At 68.6% G+C, this 16,463-nt stretch carries 15 protein-coding genes; 9 read left to right on the top strand and 6 right to left on the bottom strand.

The annotated features are described in order from the left end of the window. Position 1 precedes the first annotated feature (1 nt). Positions 2-1,405: an amidase gene (locus tag RM1_RS22605; RefSeq protein ID WP_072753895.1), complete on the bottom strand. Its 1,404-nt coding sequence runs from the start codon at positions 1,403-1,405 to the stop codon at positions 2-4. A 141-nt stretch (positions 1,406-1,546) separates the two neighbouring features. Here RM1_RS22605 and RM1_RS22610 point away from each other — a divergent pair, with 141 nt between their 5' ends. The 4 genes from RM1_RS22610 to RM1_RS22625 are packed head-to-tail and all read left to right on the top strand — an operon-like array spanning position 1,547 to position 4,483. Beyond that, a complete protein-coding gene (locus RM1_RS22610; protein ID WP_072753896.1) occupies positions 1,547-2,413 on the top strand; it encodes an alpha/beta fold hydrolase in 867 nt (288 codons plus the stop codon). Between the two features lie 60 nt (positions 2,414-2,473). Continuing rightward, positions 2,474-3,322 (top strand): DNA repair protein RecO, encoded by an 849-nt coding sequence (gene recO, locus RM1_RS22615; protein WP_072753920.1) that lies wholly within the window; start codon positions 2,474-2,476, stop codon positions 3,320-3,322. Next, positions 3,279-4,085: an isoprenyl transferase gene (locus tag RM1_RS22620; protein WP_072753921.1), complete on the top strand. Its 807-nt coding sequence runs from the start codon at positions 3,279-3,281 to the stop codon at positions 4,083-4,085. The genes recO and RM1_RS22620 overlap by 44 nt, the downstream gene beginning before the upstream one ends. Further along, complete coding sequence (locus RM1_RS22625; RefSeq protein ID WP_072753897.1) at positions 4,082-4,483, top strand: hypothetical protein; 402 nt, start codon at positions 4,082-4,084, stop codon at positions 4,481-4,483. Before RM1_RS22620 ends, RM1_RS22625 begins: the two co-directional genes overlap by 4 nt. Before the next feature lie 16 nt (positions 4,484-4,499). On the opposite strand, the gene RM1_RS22630 is transcribed toward RM1_RS22625, so the two are convergent. Next, entirely contained in the window at positions 4,500-7,112 is a 2,613-nt protein-coding gene (locus RM1_RS22630; RefSeq protein ID WP_143069515.1) for a hypothetical protein, read from the bottom strand. A 115-nt stretch (positions 7,113-7,227) separates the two neighbouring features. On the opposite strand from RM1_RS22630, the gene RM1_RS22635 reads away from it, so the two are divergent. Both RM1_RS22635 and RM1_RS22640 read left to right on the top strand, forming a co-directional pair. Next, positions 7,228-7,647, top strand: a complete 420-nt coding sequence (locus tag RM1_RS22635; RefSeq protein ID WP_072753899.1) for an ArsR/SmtB family transcription factor — start codon at positions 7,228-7,230, stop codon at positions 7,645-7,647. Beyond that, a complete protein-coding gene (locus tag RM1_RS22640; RefSeq protein WP_072753900.1) occupies positions 7,644-8,645 on the top strand; it encodes a cation diffusion facilitator family transporter in 1,002 nt (333 codons plus the stop codon). The genes RM1_RS22635 and RM1_RS22640 overlap by 4 nt, the downstream gene beginning before the upstream one ends. 34 nt (positions 8,646-8,679) lie before the next feature. Here RM1_RS22640 and RM1_RS22645 read toward each other — a convergent pair whose 3' ends face one another. Together RM1_RS22645 and RM1_RS22650 are read right to left on the bottom strand one after the other, a co-directional pair. Next, positions 8,680-9,099 (bottom strand): Fur family transcriptional regulator, encoded by a 420-nt coding sequence (locus tag RM1_RS22645; protein ID WP_072753901.1) that lies wholly within the window; start codon positions 9,097-9,099, stop codon positions 8,680-8,682. Continuing rightward, complete coding sequence (locus RM1_RS22650; protein WP_425528728.1) at positions 9,096-9,458, bottom strand: ArsR/SmtB family transcription factor; 363 nt, start codon at positions 9,456-9,458, stop codon at positions 9,096-9,098. Before RM1_RS22650 ends, RM1_RS22645 begins: the two co-directional genes overlap by 4 nt. A gap of 199 nt (positions 9,459-9,657) precedes the next feature. Here RM1_RS22650 and RM1_RS22655 point away from each other — a divergent pair, with 199 nt between their 5' ends. The 3 genes from RM1_RS22655 to RM1_RS22665 all read left to right on the top strand — a co-directional run bounded on the left by RM1_RS22655 (position 9,658) and on the right by RM1_RS22665 (position 14,144). After that, complete coding sequence (locus tag RM1_RS22655) at positions 9,658-11,049, top strand: glycine--tRNA ligase (protein ID WP_072753902.1); 1,392 nt, start codon at positions 9,658-9,660, stop codon at positions 11,047-11,049. Between the two features lie 174 nt (positions 11,050-11,223). Continuing rightward, complete coding sequence (locus RM1_RS22660) at positions 11,224-11,673, top strand: SRPBCC family protein (RefSeq protein ID WP_245816559.1); 450 nt, start codon at positions 11,224-11,226, stop codon at positions 11,671-11,673. Positions 11,674-11,789: 116 nt separating this feature from the next. Then, positions 11,790-14,144: an ATP-binding protein gene (locus tag RM1_RS22665; RefSeq protein WP_072753903.1), complete on the top strand. Its 2,355-nt coding sequence runs from the start codon at positions 11,790-11,792 to the stop codon at positions 14,142-14,144. A 141-nt stretch (positions 14,145-14,285) separates the two neighbouring features. On the opposite strand, the gene RM1_RS26235 is transcribed toward RM1_RS22665, so the two are convergent. Together RM1_RS26235 and RM1_RS22670 are read right to left on the bottom strand one after the other, a co-directional pair. Continuing rightward, a complete protein-coding gene (locus tag RM1_RS26235) occupies positions 14,286-14,948 on the bottom strand; it encodes a hypothetical protein (RefSeq protein WP_169922364.1) in 663 nt (220 codons plus the stop codon). A gap of 925 nt (positions 14,949-15,873) precedes the next feature. Then, positions 15,874-16,296 (bottom strand): Zn-ribbon domain-containing OB-fold protein, encoded by a 423-nt coding sequence (locus RM1_RS22670; RefSeq protein ID WP_072753904.1) that lies wholly within the window; start codon positions 16,294-16,296, stop codon positions 15,874-15,876. Positions 16,297-16,463 lie beyond the last annotated feature (167 nt).

Consider the following 16,463-nt stretch of genomic DNA (forward strand, 5'->3'; position numbering starts at 1 on the left):
GTCACCACCACTGTTCGGGACGTTCACGATCCCAACGTAGTTCACGTTCGAGCTGGGCCGCGAGCGAGACCAGCAGCGGTTCGGTGTTGTCGTGCCCCATCAGCTGCGCGCCGACCGGCAGGCCGTCCGAGGTGAAGCCGGCGGGCACGTTCACGCTCGGCCAGCCCAGGATGTTCCACGGCCAGGTGTACGGGCAGGCCGCGGTGATCACCTTGTCCGTCTCGAAGTGCCCGGTGCCGTCGATCGCGTCCACCGGCGGCGGCGGGGTGGCGGTGGTCGGGGCCAGGATCACGTCGAAGTCGTTGAAGATGGCGCCGATCCGCCTGCGCATGCGCGGCTCGGCGGCGCGGGACGCGCGCAACGGCAGGCCCCCCAGTAGCCTGCCGGTGCGCGCGTTGGACAGGGTGCGCGGGTCGAGCAACGTCGGGTCCGGCACCCGCGAACGCCACTGCTCGAGACCCGCCATCGACCGCGGCAGGAAGTTCGTGCCGAGCAGCAGCCCGTAGGCGGGGTCGGCCACGGTCACCTCGTGGCCCAGGCGGCGCAGCGCGTGCGCGGTGGCGCCGATCGCCGCCTTGACCTCGGGGTGCAGGGTCCTCGGCGTGGCCGTATAGGGGATCTTCAGCGACAACGCGATGCGCAGCTTGCCGGGCTCGCGGTCCACGGCGTCCCGCACGGTCACCGGCGGGGGCTGGTGTAGGTCACCCTCGTGGCTGCCGGAGACCAGGTCGAGCAGGAGCGCCGCGTCCGCGACCGTGCGGGCGAGCGGGCCCATGACGGTGATGCCGTAGAACGCCTCGGGCTCGGGCCAGGTGGAGATCCGGCCGCGTTGCGGCTTGATGCCGACCAGGTTGGTCCAGGACGCCGGGATCCGGACCGAACCCGCGCCGTCCGAGCCGAGCGCGGCGGGCACCAATCCGGCGGCGACCGCGGCCGCGCTGCCGCCGGAGGACCCGCCGGGGGTCCGCTCGCGCGCCCACGGGTTCCTGGTGTGCCCGAAGCTGCCTCCCGTGAACGGCCACTGGCCGAGCTCGGGGCTGTTGGTCTTGCCGACGATGACCGCGCCCGCGGCGCGGAGTCGCCGCACGACCTCGGAATCCGCGGTCTTGGCGGGGAATTCGCCAGCGCAGCCGAAGGCGGTCGGCTCGCCGGTGACGTCGACGTCGTCCTTGACCGCGATCGGGACGCCGAGCAGCGGCAGGCGCTCGCCCGCGGCAAGCCGACGGTCGGCCTCGGCGGCCTCCGCGAGGGCGGCTGAACGGCGGACCACCCGGAAGGCGTTGAGGCTCGACTGGCTGGCGTCGATGGCATCCAGGCTGTGACGAACCAGGTCGACGGACGTGGAAGCACCGGTCGCCAGGGAGTGTGCCGTCTCCTCGAGCCCGAGCTCTCGAGTGTCTTCCATGTGCGTGCTCACGCCGTGCCTCCCCATGTCTGTTCGTTCGAACGAACAGTACCTCTGTCGGGTGTCGGCCGCCAGGTTTTCGGGCCCGGAAGCGTGGCCGGGTGAGTAACTTTGGGCCCAGCGCCGAACATCGGAGGAGTCATGAGCGGTGATCTGAGCGCCTGGGAACGCCGTGGGCGCCACCTCGAGGTCGACGGGAACCGGATCTTCGTCGTCGAGGTCGGGGCTGGACCGGGGGCACCGCTGGTGATCGTGCACGGGTTTCCCGGGTCGTCGCACGACTTCGCCGGGGTGGCGGAGCGGCTCGGGTCCGGGCGGCGGGTGGTGCTGCTCGACCTGCTGGGGTACGGGCTGTCGGACAAACCGGCCACGGCCCGCTACTCGCTGTTCGAGCAGGCGGACCTGGTGGAGGCAGTGCTCGGCCGGTTGAGCATCGCCCGCTGCGTGCTGATCGCCCACGACATGGGGGACACCGTGGTGGCCGAGCTGCTGTACCGCCACAACCTCGGCGTCCTGGGGTTCGTCCCCGAGCAGGTCATCCTGACCAACGGCTCGATCTTCATCGACCTCGCGCACCTTACGTCCGGCCAGCGCGCGATGCTGCGACTGCCAGCGCGGGCGTTGCCGTTCTCGCCCCCGCGATGGCTGCTGACCCGCGCGATCGACCGCAGCTTCTCGCCGCGCGCGCCCGCGCCCGCCGGTGCCATCGACGCCCTGATCGAGGCCATCGAGCGTGGCGGCGGCGCGCGGCTGCTGCCCCGTCAGAACCGCTACATCCTCGAGCGCCGGGCGCACCAGGATCGCTGGACCGCGGGGCTGGTGGAGTACCGGGGACCGCTGGCGCTGCTGTGGGGCGAGTGCGACCCCATCGCCGTCCCCGAGATGACCGCGCGGTTGCTCGAGCTACGTCCCGCCACCGCTGTGACCGTGCTGCCCGGCGTCGGGCACTGGCCGCAGCTCGAGGCGCCGGAGCGGCTCGTCGAGCTGATCGGGCAACATTTGGTATGACACGGTGCGCGCCCGGGAGGGCGGCCCGGGATTGTCCGCGCACCGTGGGACACTCTCCTGGTGAGGTTGTACCGGGACCACGCGGTGGTGTTGCGCCAGCACAAGCTTGGCGAGGCCGATCGCATCGTCACCCTGCTGACCCGCCAGCACGGGCTGGTGCGGGCGGTGGCCAAGGGTGTGCGTCGCACCAAGTCGAAGTTCGGGGCCCGCCTGGAGCCGTTCGCGCACATCGACGTGCAGCTCTACCCGGGCCGCAACCTCGACATCGTCACCCAGGTGCAGACCCTGGACGCCTTCGCAGGCGACATCGTCGACGACTACGGCCGGTACACCACCGCCTGCGCGGTGCTCGAGACCGCCGAGCGGCTCGCGGGCGAGGAGCGTGCCCCCGCGCTGCGGCTGCATCAGCTCACCGTCGGCGCGCTGCGCGCGGTGGGGGAGCAGGCTCGGCCGCCCGAGCTGATCCTCGATGCGTTCCTGTTGCGGGCCATGGGTTTCGCCGGCTGGGCACCCGCGCTGGAGGAGTGCGCGCGGTGCGCAGCCCCCGGCCCGCATCGCGCCTTCCACGTGGCCGCGGGTGGGGCGGTGTGCGTGCACTGCCGCCCGCCGGGCTCGGCGACCCCGTCCCCTGGCGTGCTCGACCTGATGGACGCGCTCGCGCGCGGCGAGTGGGCGCACACCGAGACCGTCACGGCCGCGGTCCGGGCGCAGGCCAGCGGGCTGGTCGCCGCGCACCTGCAGTGGCACCTCGAGCGTCAGCTGCGCACCCTGCCGTTGATCGAGCGCTCGCGCCCGCACGCCGCTGTCGAGCCGGATGCCGCGGATCCGCGGGCGGTGGCGGGAGCACCCCGTCCGGTCGGGCAGGATGGTGACCGTGATTCGACGACGCGAACCGCAAGCTCCGCCTAACCGCGTGATCCGGCCCCCGGCCCCACATCCGTCCGGCGCCAGGGCGCCGATCCTGCAGCCCGAGCTGATCCCGCGGCACGTCGCGCTGGTGATGGACGGCAACGGTCGCTGGGCCCAGGAGCGGGGCCTGCCGCGCACGGCAGGCCACGAGCGCGGCGAGGCGGTGCTGATGGACACCCTCGAGGGCTGCATCGAGATCGGCGTGAAGTGGCTCTCGGCGTACGCGTTCTCCACCGAGAACTGGAAGCGCAGTCCCGAAGAGGTGAAGTTCCTGATGGGCTTCAACCGGGACGTGATCCGGCGTCGGCGCGACGAGATGCACGAGATGGGTGTGCGGGTGCGCTGGGCGGGGCGTCGACCCAGGCTGTGGGCCAGCGTGATCAAGGAGCTCGAGATCGCCGAGGAGCTGACCAAGCACAACACGACGATGACCCTGACGATGTGCGTGAACTACGGCGGTCGCGCCGAGATCGCCGACGCGGCACGGGAGATCGCGCGCCGGGTGGCGGCCGGCGAGCTGAACCCGGAGAAGGTCACCGAGGCCACCGTCGCGAAGTATCTCGACGAGCCCGACATGCCCGACGTGGACCTGTTCCTGCGCCCCTCGGGTGAGCTGCGCACCTCGAACTTCCTGATCTGGCAGTCCGCCTACGCGGAGATGGTGTTCCAGGAGAAGCTGTTTCCTGACTTCGACCGCCGCGACCTGTGGGCCGCGTGCGTCGAGTACGCCTCGCGCGACCGACGCTTCGGTGGGGTCAAATGAGCGCAGGCACCGCGCAGGTATTGCAGGACCGCGCCCGTGACGCGCTCGCGCATTTCGTGGATGTACGCGAATCTGACGACGGGTCACTGGGTTTCGAGTACGCGGGGGCGCTGTGCTCGCTGCGGGCGGTGAACCTCGCGCCCGGGCTCGACGTGCTGTCGGTGACCGCCGTGCTGGCGTGGGATCGTCCGGTCAAACCGGCGCTGCACAAGAAGGTCGCCGAGAAGAACTCGATGATGCAGTTCGGCTCGATCACGGTGATCACCCGCGGCAAGTTGGCTGACGTGATCCTGCGCTACACCTTCCCTGCCGCCGGGCTCGAGGACGAGGCGCTCACCACGATGCTGCTGCTGGTGCTCTCGGGTGCCGACCAGGGGCGGCAGGGGCTGCTGCCCTAGTCGCCGCGCTCGGGCATCACCGATGTGCGCGTTTGGATTCGCGGGCTGCCTTCTTCGCTGAGCGGGTGATGCTCTTGAGCTCGTCGCGGGTGAATCCGAGGTGATGGGCGGATCGCATCCAGGTGTAGAGGTCCGATGCTGCACGGTGCTGGCCGAGTCGCGTGTAGCAGGCCGCCAGGTCGAAGGCGGACTTGCGGCCTCGTTCGGCGATCTCGGAGTCCGGGAAGGCGCAGGCGATGTCCAGGATGATTCGGTGGGCGCCGGTCGCCTCGGGTAGGCGGCCGAGACCGGTCAGGAGTTGCGCCTTGTTGCGCAGTGTCTTGATGCGGCGGAGCCGGCGCTCCGCGGAGTCGACGGACTGGTCGTGGATTCTGAGGACGTGGTCGTAGGCGGCGATCGCGGCGAAGGGGTCGTCCAGGTTGTCGGTCAGGACGGCGCGGTTGTAGGCGGCCACTTCGCGGGCGTTCACGATGTCGCCGTCGGTCGATCCGTCGGCGAGCCGCTCGAGCGCCTCGTAGGCCTCGATCGCGGCACGCTCCTCGCCGAGCCGGCCGAGCGCGATGCCGAGCCTCAGGTGACCACGCGCGTGCACCCGGCGTGCCCGGGTGTCGAGACCGGGGCGGCGCAAGGCGGCGCCGCGTGCGACGGGGACGAGCTCCTCCCACCGCCCGGCGTCGACCAATAAGCCTCCGAGCACGTCCAAGGCCGCGAGCCCGAGCATGACGATGTTCGGATCGGGGTCTGCGCTGGTGTCGGCCACAATCGCCGTGAGGAGTTCTTCGGCGTCCGCGTGGCGTCCCTCGGCGACCGCCGTATCGGCCCGGTACACCCGTTCGCGAAATTCACGGTAGCGGGCCTCTCCCGCCGAGGCGGGGGCCGCATCCGTGGGGGAGGAGATCGCGAGGATCCGTTGATTCTCGGTCGCCAGTTCGACGGTGTCGCGAGTATCCGGGTCGTCGCTGTCGGCATGCCTCGTCAGCAGGCCCTGCAGCACCGTCGCCGCCACCTGGTGTTCGCCTCGTTCTGCCGCGCGGGTCGACTGAGCGAGGCGTCGCCGGGCGTCCAGGCGCCGGATGCGTTCGTCCGGGTCGTCGGCGAACAGGTCTGCGAAGCGTTGTAGGGCACCATCGATCTCGGTGGGATCGAGCTGGGGTGACTGCCACGTCGAGAAGAGCGCGTTCGCCGCCCACACGCGCACATCGGCGTCGGCGTCGGGGGCCGAGCGATCCACAGTGTCGCCGACGACGCGGCGAGATTCGGCCAGCTCGCCTGCTTCGCGCAGTAGGCGTCCTCGCCAGTACATCGCTTGGGCGATCGCGGCGGGGACGCCGGGCGCACTGGCGGCAGTGGCGTAGCGGTGCGGCACCTGCGCCAGCACATCGAGTGCATCTCCGCGTCGTCCGATGTCGGAAAGTCGGAGTGCCCGGTCGACCATGGCCAGGGCGAGCGGCACGACGAGGCGCGCGTCGTGTTCGTGCCCGGGGAATCGAGCATCGAGCCGCTCGTAGAGCCGCACGGCGCCCTCGGGGTCGCCGAGGTGCGCGGTCGCCTCGGCGAGGCGTGCCGCCACCCGCGCGCGTGCTGCCGCGGTGAGCGGGCTCGGGTCGGTGCCGAACGCGTGGTCGGCGTGCGCGAGGATCTGCCGACCTGCCTCCGACACCGCGCCCGCGTCCCCGGGAACACTCCTGAGCACCCACCACAGGATCGCCTCGCGTGCGTCCTCGGATGCGCAGGCGGCATAGCGGTCTACCAGTGCGGCGGAGTGCTCCACGACGGCGAGGTCGCGCTCGGTCTCGGGAAGCCGCTCCAATATCTGGTCGAGGTGCCGGGCCTGTTCGGTGGCCGGCTCGAAGCCGAGCTCGGCGACGGGCACATCCAGGGCACGGAGGCCGTGGGCAATCGCCACAGCCGCCGGCGCCCCTCGACCGATCTCATCGTCGACCAGGCAGAGCGATGCGGCGTGCAGGAGCGTCCGCGCCGAGGGGACAGGCTCGGCCTCGGCGATGACACGGTGCATCAGCGCGATCGCCGACTCCGGGTCATCTCTGGCGTCGTAGCGGATCTGCGCCGCCCGATAGAGCGCGGCAATGCGCAGGTGACGCAACCGCTTGTCGGATTCCGCGGTGAGCGTGAGCGCCAGCGTCTCGAGCCCGACCGCCACCCGATGGTGATCTTGTCCCAGGTGCCTCCGCAGGATCTCGGCGGTGAACATTGCCTCCGCTCGTGCCCGCCGCACACCGAGCGGTTGCTCTTCCCCACTGTGACGCGCCGCGAACGACTCCGCCGCTCGCATCACATCGACGAGCACGACCGCATCGTCGGGCTCGTGCCGGTGGACCCACTCGATCGCCTCGAGCTCGGCGAGCGCGCGGGCCTCCCGGACGGCGTCGGCGTCGAAGCCATCGGTGAGTTCGGTCATCCTCGCGATCCGCCGCTCGACGACATGGTGAGGTTCGGACGGAGCCTCCATCCGGACGAGCATCCCGGTCGCCTCGGCCACGGCGATTGCTTCCACGTCCTGGGCGGCAAACCTCTGCCCATCCAGCGCCAGCGTCAGGATCGCGTGCGCCTGCTCCTGGTCACCTTCCGCGAGCAGCTCGCGCGCAAGGCGCACGACGTCACGAATCAACGTCGATCCTTTCCGGTTGACGAGCACGGCCCGAATGAGAACTGAACTCTAAAATCTATAGGCCTCGATGCGCGCAGCGGATTCGTCCGGTGAGACCGGGGCGTATTATCTGCGTATGAATGCAGATAGTGGCGCTTGTCGGCGGCGGCTGCAGGACGACCAGGTCGGCCTGGTCGTGGAGGTCTTCCGCATGCTGGCCGACGCCACTCGCGTGCACCTGTTGTGGGCGCTGATCGACCGGGAATGCTCGGTCAACGAGCTGGCGGCGCACGTCGGCAAGCCGGCTCCGTCGGTGTCGCAGCACCTGGCGAAGCTGAGAATGGCGCGCCTGGTGCGGACACGCCGCGAGGGCACGACGGTGTTCTATCGGCTCGAGAACGACCACGTGCGGCAGCTGCTGACCGACGCGGTGTTCAACGCCGAGCACGCCGGTCCCGGCGTGCCAGGCCATCACCGCACCGACAGCGGGTTGCGGGTCCTGCACGCCGATGCCGCGGGGGAGGCGGCGGTCGGCGAGATCGGCGGCCAGCCGTGACGCACGGACACCACGGGCACGGCCACCGGCGAGCGGACGGCGGCGGCGGCTTCCGGTCCGCGGCGCGGGAGCTGTTCGTCCCGCACCGCCACGACGCGGCCGACCGCGTGGACGATGCCCTCGAATCGAGCGCGATCGGCATCAGGGCCGTCAAGATCAGCCTGGTGGCATTGGCTGTCACCGCGCTCGTGCAGGCGACGATCGTCGCGGTCTCGGGGTCCGTGGCCCTGCTGGCCGACACCATCCACAACTTCGCCGACGCGCTGACCGCCGTCCCCCTGTGGATCGCGTTCGCACTGGGCCGACGCGCCGCGACCCGCCGCTACACGTACGGGTTCGGTCGGGCCGAGGATCTGGCCGGCCTGTTCGTGCTCGCCATGATCGCGCTGTCCGCGATGATCGCGGGTTACGAGGCCGTGCGCCGGCTGCTCGAACCGGTGCCGATCGAGCACCTCGGATGGGTGGCGGCGGCCGGGCTGGTCGGGTTCGTCGGCAACGAGCTCGTCGCGCTCTACCGGATCCGGGTCGGTCGGCGGATCGGATCCGCCGCCCTTGTCGCCGACGGCCTGCACGCGCGCACGGACGGTTTCACCTCGCTCGCGGTGCTGTTCGGTGCGGGAGGCGTCGCCCTCGGGTTCCCGCTGGCCGACCCCGTCGTGGGCCTGCTCATCACCGCCGCGATCCTGGTCGTGCTCGGGAGCGCGGCGCGTGAGGTGTTCCGCCGGCTGATGGACGGGGTCGATCCGGACCTGGTCGATGCCTGCGAGCGGGTGCTCGCCGCCGAGCCGGGGGTGGCGGGGGTCAGGAGCCTGAAGATGCGGTGGATCGGTCATCGGCTGCACGCCGACGCCGAACTCGACATCGACGCCTGCACCAGTCTCGAGGACGCGCATCGGATCGCGCACCGAGCCGAACACGCGCTCACCCATGCGGTCCCCGAGCTCTCGACCGCGCTGGTGCACGCCTATCCAGCGCACCCGCTGACCCGGGCGGCATGAGCGGCGGGCGCGGAACGGCGGAACTGCCCCGATCTCAGGCGGAGCAGTTGCGGCAGGTACCGAAGATCTCGACGGTGTGGCTGACGTCGGTGAAGCCGTTCTCGTCGGCGATGGACTGCGACCACTGCTCGACCGTCGGGCCCTCGACCTCGACGGTGAACCCGCACGAGCGGCACACCAGGTGGTGGTGATGCCCGGAGGAGCACCGGCGGTACACCGACTCGCCGGTGTCGGTGCGTAGGACGTCGACGGTGCCTGCGTCGGCCAGGGTCTGCAGCGTCCGGTAGACAGTCGTCAGGCCGATGCCCTCGCCGCGCTTGCGCAGCTCGTCGTGCAGGTCCTGCGCCGAGCGGAACTCGTCGATCTCGTCGAGGAGGGCGGAGATCGCGCTGCGCTGCTTGGTGGCCCGCACGCCGACCACGACCGGGTTGCGCCTGTCGTTCTTCTCGGTCACGGTCTCGGTCCTTCCTCGGCGTGGGCGACGGCGTCGATCACGATGTGGGCGAGGTGGTCGTCGACGAGGCGGTAGAACACCTCGCGGCCGTTGCGTTCGCCGCGCACGACGCCCGCCGACTTGAGCACCCGCAGGTGTTGGCTGATCAACGGTTGGGTGACACCGAGCGCCTCGACGAGTTCGTGCACGCAGCGCTCCGCGTCGCGCAGCTGCAGCACGATCGCGATCCGCACCGGGGCGGCCAGGGCGCGCAGGATGTCGCCCGCCGCGCTCAGGGTGTCCTTGCTCGGCAGGGCGGCAGGCGGCCGCGATCCGGACGGAACGTGTTCGGTGGTGTGGAGATCGTCGGCATCGCTGATGCTCACCCTGCGCCCACCTCCTCGTCGGACCCGCCGTGTCGGTCCGTGCTCGCCTTATTGCAAATCGATTCCATTTTGATATGCATGGATGCGCATGTCAAATGGGGAGATTTCGGTCGGCCCGGCGGGGCAGATAGGCTGGGTGCCAGAAAATCGCACGTGACCGCAGCATCTATTACCCAGATGGAGAGCTCCCCAAGTGGCACCCAAGTCCATGATCGAGACCGTCGCCAACCTCGCCAAGCGCAGGGGGCTCGTCTATCCCTGCGGTGAGATCTACGGCGGGACCAAGTCTGCCTGGGACTACGGGCCGCTCGGCGTCGAGCTCAAGGAGAACATCAAGAAGCAGTGGTGGCGCAACATCGTCACCAGCCGCGACGACGTCGTCGGCCTCGACTCCTCGGTGATCCTCCCGCGCGAGGTGTGGGTGGCATCCGGGCACGTCGGCGTCTTCAACGACCCGCTCGTCGAGTGCCTGCACTGCCACAAGCGGCACCGCCAGGACCACCTGCAGGAGGCCTACGCGGAGAAGAAGGGCCTGGACAACCCCGACGACGTGTCCATGGAGCTAATCGTGTGCCCGGACTGCGGCACCGTCGGCCAGTGGACCGAGCCGCGTGACTTCAACATGATGCTCAAGACGCACCTCGGCCCCATCGAGACCGAGGAGGGGCTGCACTACCTGCGGCCCGAGACCGCGCAGGGCATCTTCGTCAACTTCGCCAACGTGCTCACCACCTCGCGCAAGAAGCCGCCGTTCGGCATCGCCCAGATCGGTAAGAGCTTCCGCAACGAGATCACGCCCGGCAACTTCATCTTCCGCACCCGCGAGTTCGAGCAGATGGAGATGGAGTTCTTCGTCAAGCCGGGCGAGGACGAGCAGTGGCACCAGTACTGGATCGACACCCGGCTCGCCTGGTACACCGATCTCGGCATCGACCCGGAGAACCTGCGGCTCTACGAGCACCCCGCCGACAAGCTCTCGCACTACTCGACCCGCACCGTCGACATCGAGTATCGCTTCCGGTTCCAGGGCAGCGAATGGGGCGAGCTCGAGGGCGTCGCCAACCGCACCGACTTCGACCTCAAGACCCACTCGCAGCACTCGGGCACCGACCTGAACTACTTCGACCAGGCCAGTGGTGAGCGGTACACCCCGTACGTCATCGAGCCGGCAGCAGGCCTGACCCGTTCGCTGATGGCCTTCCTGGTCGACGCCTACTCCGAGGACGAGGCGCCCAACGCCAAGGGCGGTGTCGACAAGCGCACCGTGCTGCGCCTGGATCGTCGCCTGGCCCCGGTCAAGGCCGCGGTGCTGCCGCTCAGCCGCAACGCCGACCTCACCCCGAAGGCCAAGGACCTCGCGGCCCTGCTGCGCAAGAACTGGAACGTCGAGTTCGACGACGCGGGCGCCATCGGTCGCCGCTACCGCCGCCAGGACGAGATCGGCACCCCGTTCTGCATCACGGTCGACTTCGACACCCTCGAGGATCAGGCCGTGACGATCCGAGAGCGCGACACCATGGAGCAGGAGCGGGTCTCGCTCGACAAGGTCGAGGGCTACCTCGCTCAGCGCCTGATCGGCGCCTAGTCCGGTAAGGGTCTGACCCACAAAGGCCGCCCGCAGCGTCTACTTCGCTGCCGGGCGGCCTTTGTCATGTCGACGTAGACGGCGACCAATTCGCAACCAATGGTTGCATATGAGCAGGGGTGTCGCTAACGTCTTGTGCAACCAAACATTGCACAAGAAGGAGAAGGAATGATGATGGACATCCTGCATCGGGTCGGCGCGAAGACGCCGGCGCCGGAACCGATCTATGACGCGCTGACCTCGATCGACGGCCTTGCCGCGTGGTGGACCCGCGACACGTCGGGTACGGCCGACGAGGTCGGCGGCGTCATCGAGTTCAGGTTCCCGCCGGTCGGCGGGTTCGACATGGAGGTGGTCGAGCTCGTCGCGGGCAAGCGTGTCGTGTGGCGAGTCGTGGGGGAGAGCCCCGAGGAGTGGCTCGGTACGACGATCGAGTTCGACCTGCGCCAGGACGGTGACTACACGATCGTTCTCTTCAAGCACGCCGGCTGGCGGGAGCCGGTGGAGTTCATGCACCACTGCAGCACCAAGTGGGCGACGTTCCTCCTCAGCCTGATCCAGTTGGTCGAGACCGGGACGGGGGCGCCGGCGCCCGACGAGGTCCGCGTCGGTGACTGGCGCTGAGCGACCACGCGCAGAAGGGCAGGCCGACCACGCGGTCGACACGCCCTGCGGTCTGTTTGTCATGGTGCGACAGGGGTAGTTTCGGGTCACACGACGACGAAACGACAGGACGCTCGATGTCGACCTTGGTGAAGGAGAAGCCCGGGAATCTACCGGCGGAGCTGACCAGTTTCTTCGGCAGGCGACACGAGATCGCCGAGGCGAGGCGGCTGCTGGCGACCTCGCGGTTGGTGACGTTGGCCGGCATCGGTGGGGTCGGCAAGTCCAGGCTGGTGTTGCGGGTCGCCGAGGATTCGCGGCGAGCTTTCGCGGATGGGGTGTGGTTTGTCGCGCTCGGTGACCTGCAGGATTCCGAGTTGTTGGTGGAGACCGTCGCCGGGGCGCTCGGGCTGCCGGATCAGCCGGGCCTGTCGTTGGTTCGACTGCTGACCGATCACCTCTCCACCCGGCACACATTGTTGGTCCTGGACAACTGCGAGCACCTCTTGGGTGCCGTCGCGGATTTGGCGCAGAACCTGTTGCGAGCGTGCCCGGAGCTGCGGATCCTGGCCACGAGCCGCGAGATCCTCGGGGTGGACGGTGAGCGGGTGCTGAAGGTGCCGCCTATGACGGCGCCCGAACCGCAGCAGACCCCGAAACTCGAGGCGATGCCCCGGTACGAGTCGGTGGCACTGTTCGTCGCGCGGGCCACCGACGCTCTGCCTGATTTCGTGCTCACCGAGGCCAATTGCGCTGCGGTGGCGGGGATCTGCCGCCAGCTGGACGGACTTCCCTTGGCCATCGAGCTGGCCGCGGTGCGGATCCGCGCGATGACCGCCGAGCAGATCCTGCAGCGCCTGACCGACCGCTATCAGCTGTTGACCGTCGGATCCCGGGTCGCACCGTCCCGACAGCAGACGTTGCGGTCCTGCGTGGACTGGAGCTACGAGCTGTGCGGGCCCGGTGAGCAGCAGCTGTGGGCGTGGCTGTCGGTTTTCGTGGGCGGTTTCGAGCTGGACGCGGCCGAGGGTATCTGTCCCGAGGAACTGGTCGACGGATTTCTCGACTCGGTGGCCTCCCTCGTCGACAAGTCGATCCTGGTTCGCCAGGAGTGCGGGGCGGTGGTGCGGTTCGGCATGGTCGAGACGATCGGTGCGTATGGCAGGGAGAAATTGCGCGAATCCGGCGATTACTCCAAAGCGCGGCGGCGGCACCTCGGGTGGTACGAGCGGTTGGTGAAGCGGGTCGAGATCGAGTGGATCGGCCCCGACCAGGCGGACTGGGTCGATCGATTCGATCGGGAGCAGCCGAACCTGCGGGAGGCGCTGACGTTCAGCATGACCGAATCGGTCATCGCCACCGACCCGGATGTCACCGCGCGCATGGCGAACGCCTTGTGGTTGTTCTGGTCGTGCCGGGGTCTGTTGACGGAGGCCAGGTATTGGATGGGCCGCTGCCTCACCGGCTCCGACACCGCGGGGGCCGAGGAACGCGTCAAGACGTTGTACGGCGACTGTTTGTTGGCGGGGATGCAGGTGCAACTCGAGGAGGCCGCGGCACTGGCGGTGGAATGCTGTTCGCTCGCAGAGCAATTGGGGCACGCGGAGTCGCTCGAGATCGCGAACTACGCGCGTGGATATCTGGCCTTGTTCACCGGAGACCTCGCCGCGGCGGTCGAACCGTTCCAGGCGGCCCTCGTCAGGGCACGTGCGGAGGGCTCCCACCCGACCGGGACCGGACTCCAGATCGCACGATCGATAGGCGGATTTCTCGGTCTTGCGATCGCGAGCGGACTTTCGGGGGACGAGGAGACCGCGATCGCCTGTCACGAGCAGGTGCTTGCGATCACCGCGCCGCGAGGTGAGTCCACCTACCGCGCGTGGGCATCGTGGGCCCTCGCGCTGACGGCATTGCAGGCAGGGGACACCGATCGGGCAACAGCCCTCCTGAAATCGGCGTTGCCGCTCCTCCGGCGCCTCAAAGACCTGGTCGTGGCGGGCTGGTGCCTGGAGTCGTTGGCCTGGGCCGCGATTCGCGAGGACCAGGCGACCCGGGCTGCCGTCCTGATGGGCGCCGCCGAGACGCTGGCGCAGACGGTCGGGAGGATCTCGGTGACCCTCCCGAACCTGCTCGGCAACCACGACGAGTGCGAGCAACTCACCCGCAACGCACTCGGGGACAGGGCCTACGGTGAAGCATTTCGTACCGGTACCGCCATGAATCTCGACGAATCCGTGGCCTACGCACTCGGGGAGAACCTCACCGACCAGCCCGAGCCCGCACCGGTGGCGTCACTGTTGACCCCGCGCGAAACCGAGGTCGCACGGCTGGTCGCGGCAGGCCACACGAACAAGGCGATCGCCTCGATGCTGGTGATCTCTCCCCGCACCGCGCAGGGCCACGTCGAACACGTCCTGTCCAAGCTCGGGTTCACCTCGCGAACCCAGATTGCCGCCTGGATTGCCGAGAACCAGCAGGATGGACAGCCCTGATCCGAGCCGGGAAACCCACTCGCTGACCTGAGTGGAGCGGCATTGCTCGATCGATGAGGAGACTCGCTGTGCGCGCCCGCCACGAAGGGGCTGTCCCCGGCCGCGGTGGCCGGGGACAGCCCCTTCATCGTGTGCCGGTCGTCAGGAGCCGAAGCCGGCGAGGAGCTTGCTGAGGCTGCCCGTTCCTCCGGTGCCGCCGGTGCCACCTGTGCCGCCGGTGCCACCTGTGCCGCCGGTGCCACCTGTGCCGCCCGTGCCGCCTGTGCTGGCCGGGGCGACGGTGATCGACGGGCCCTTGTTGCCGTAGTTGCCGCTGCCGAGTGATCCGGTGTAGTCCATGCCGGTGGTCAGGGGGGTACCGATGGGGCAGTTCGCGCCGACCTTGTAGGAGACGCTGTACTCCGGTGTGGCGTGGAAGCCCGGGCGATTCTGGACCACCCAGGAGATGATGCTCCAGGAGGAGTGGGCGTAGTCGGGTTTGACGTCGTCCGTGTCGGTCGGGGCCCCGCCCATCTTGGCGGAGCCGGGGATGTAGGTCAGGCAGGACGGGTGGCGGTCCGTGACGCTGTAGATGTACTCGTCTACCCAGCTGGTCCGGTCGAACTTCGTTGTCACGGTCACCGTGTCGCCCACCGTTGGGGTGGTGTTGCTGATGGTCCGGGTGAACTGGGACTTGCCGTCGTCCCAGGAGATCGAGCCGGGGGCCGCGCCTGCGGTGCCTGCGCCGAGGATGGCGAGCGCTCCGATGGACAATGCGGCGGCCACGCCTGCGGCGACGCCGCGGGTGGTCTCTCGTTGTGTCATGGCTGTTCCTTCGGTGGTTGGGAACGCGACCGTCGACATCGGCATGAGGGTCGCAGTGTTGGGCGTGGAGCCGTGTGCTCGGCGCGCGGCGGTCGCTGCGCCGAGCACACGGGGTCGAGGGGCGGGTGTCGATCACCCGGGTGCGGGAACCAGCTGCTGTTGTTGATGGCTCGGGTGATGGTGTCGCCGAGGACGTCGCCGGCGGCGTGGGTCATGAGCAGGGCGACCGCCTGAGCGGAGGGCGAAGGGCCGGTGCTCCTCGGGAGAGCACCGGCCCCGAACCGAGCCGTCAGCTCAGCGACTGCAGCAGGGTGCCGACCGCGCCGACCTTCCCGAGCACACCGAGGACCGTGAGGAAAGTTGCCATTGATCACTCCTTGAATCGAATTCTGAAATTTGTGCGGCCGCAACCAGGGGGCAGTTGCGGCCGCATAAATTTCTACCACGACGTCGAGGCGTCATGTGTGTGAAATAGAAAGGGATTCGGTCTGGAGTTCTGTGTCGCCTCCAGAGGGGGCGCGATTCACCATGTGTTCACGGATTGTTTGCGTCGAGAGTTGCCATCGGTGCCCGTTGAAGAGTGCTGGATCCGGTAAATATGTGCAGCTCAAGGTCGTGATTGGTGCCGAGGAGTGAGTTGACGGGATGGGTTGTCCAGGTATCGATGGCGTTGACTGTGGCCGATTCTAATTGAATTACAATGAGTCATTGTTTATTGGCGCGGTATTCTGGTTAATAATCTTCTGGGCATGCAAAATTGCCGCCCGTGCCGACCATATTTCGGGGGCGGTGTGTTCGATGGGGAGGTGTTCTTAAAATGGTTGAAGATGCGCACTTCTGTGCGAATGGTGTCGGTTTGTGTTCGGTACCTCAGGTGGATTGTCGAATGTTGGACAGGTGTCGGGAAGCGAGTGCGGGCCGTCTGTCAGTCGATGGGGAACGCTTGGTTGCAGTCGGCGCCGCAGGCGCAGAACACGGGATACCAGTCCCCGGAGGCCATGTGATCGAACTGCACGCGGACGTGCTGGTCCGAGCGAACCGCGATCTCGCCCTCGAGCCAGGTGCAGATCCAGGGGCCGTCGTCGAGTGCGACGACCGCGAGCAGGCTCGGCATCGGATCGCCGCAGCTGTCGGGTGACTCGCGATCGACCACCGTCCACGTGCGAATCTCCCCGAGTCCCGTCGACGGGACTCGCGGCAGGTCCTTGCCTCCGCAGACGTCGCAGGTGGTGCTCTCCAGGCTCAGTAGTGTCGCGCAGCGCGCGCAGTGCCTGATCATCAGCACCTCCGGCGCGTCGTCGCGGGGCGGTCGGTTTCCGGCCGTGGTGGGTCGTGTGAGCAAGAGCATCGGAAAACCTCGACTTCACGCTGGGCAGATCTGACGAATTTCATACTTCGCTGGGGCTGTGTCGAGCACCACGGTGGGATGACGGGGGGACGTACCTGTTTACGGGCCGCGCTGTGACGGCACCTCCATCCGCGCGGCGGCGCACGGCGCCCTGACGTTACAGTTCA

This window comes from Rhodococcus maanshanensis NBRC 100610 (assembly GCF_001894865.1).
Taxonomy (GTDB): domain Bacteria; phylum Actinomycetota; class Actinomycetes; order Mycobacteriales; family Mycobacteriaceae; genus Rhodococcus_G; species Rhodococcus_G maanshanensis.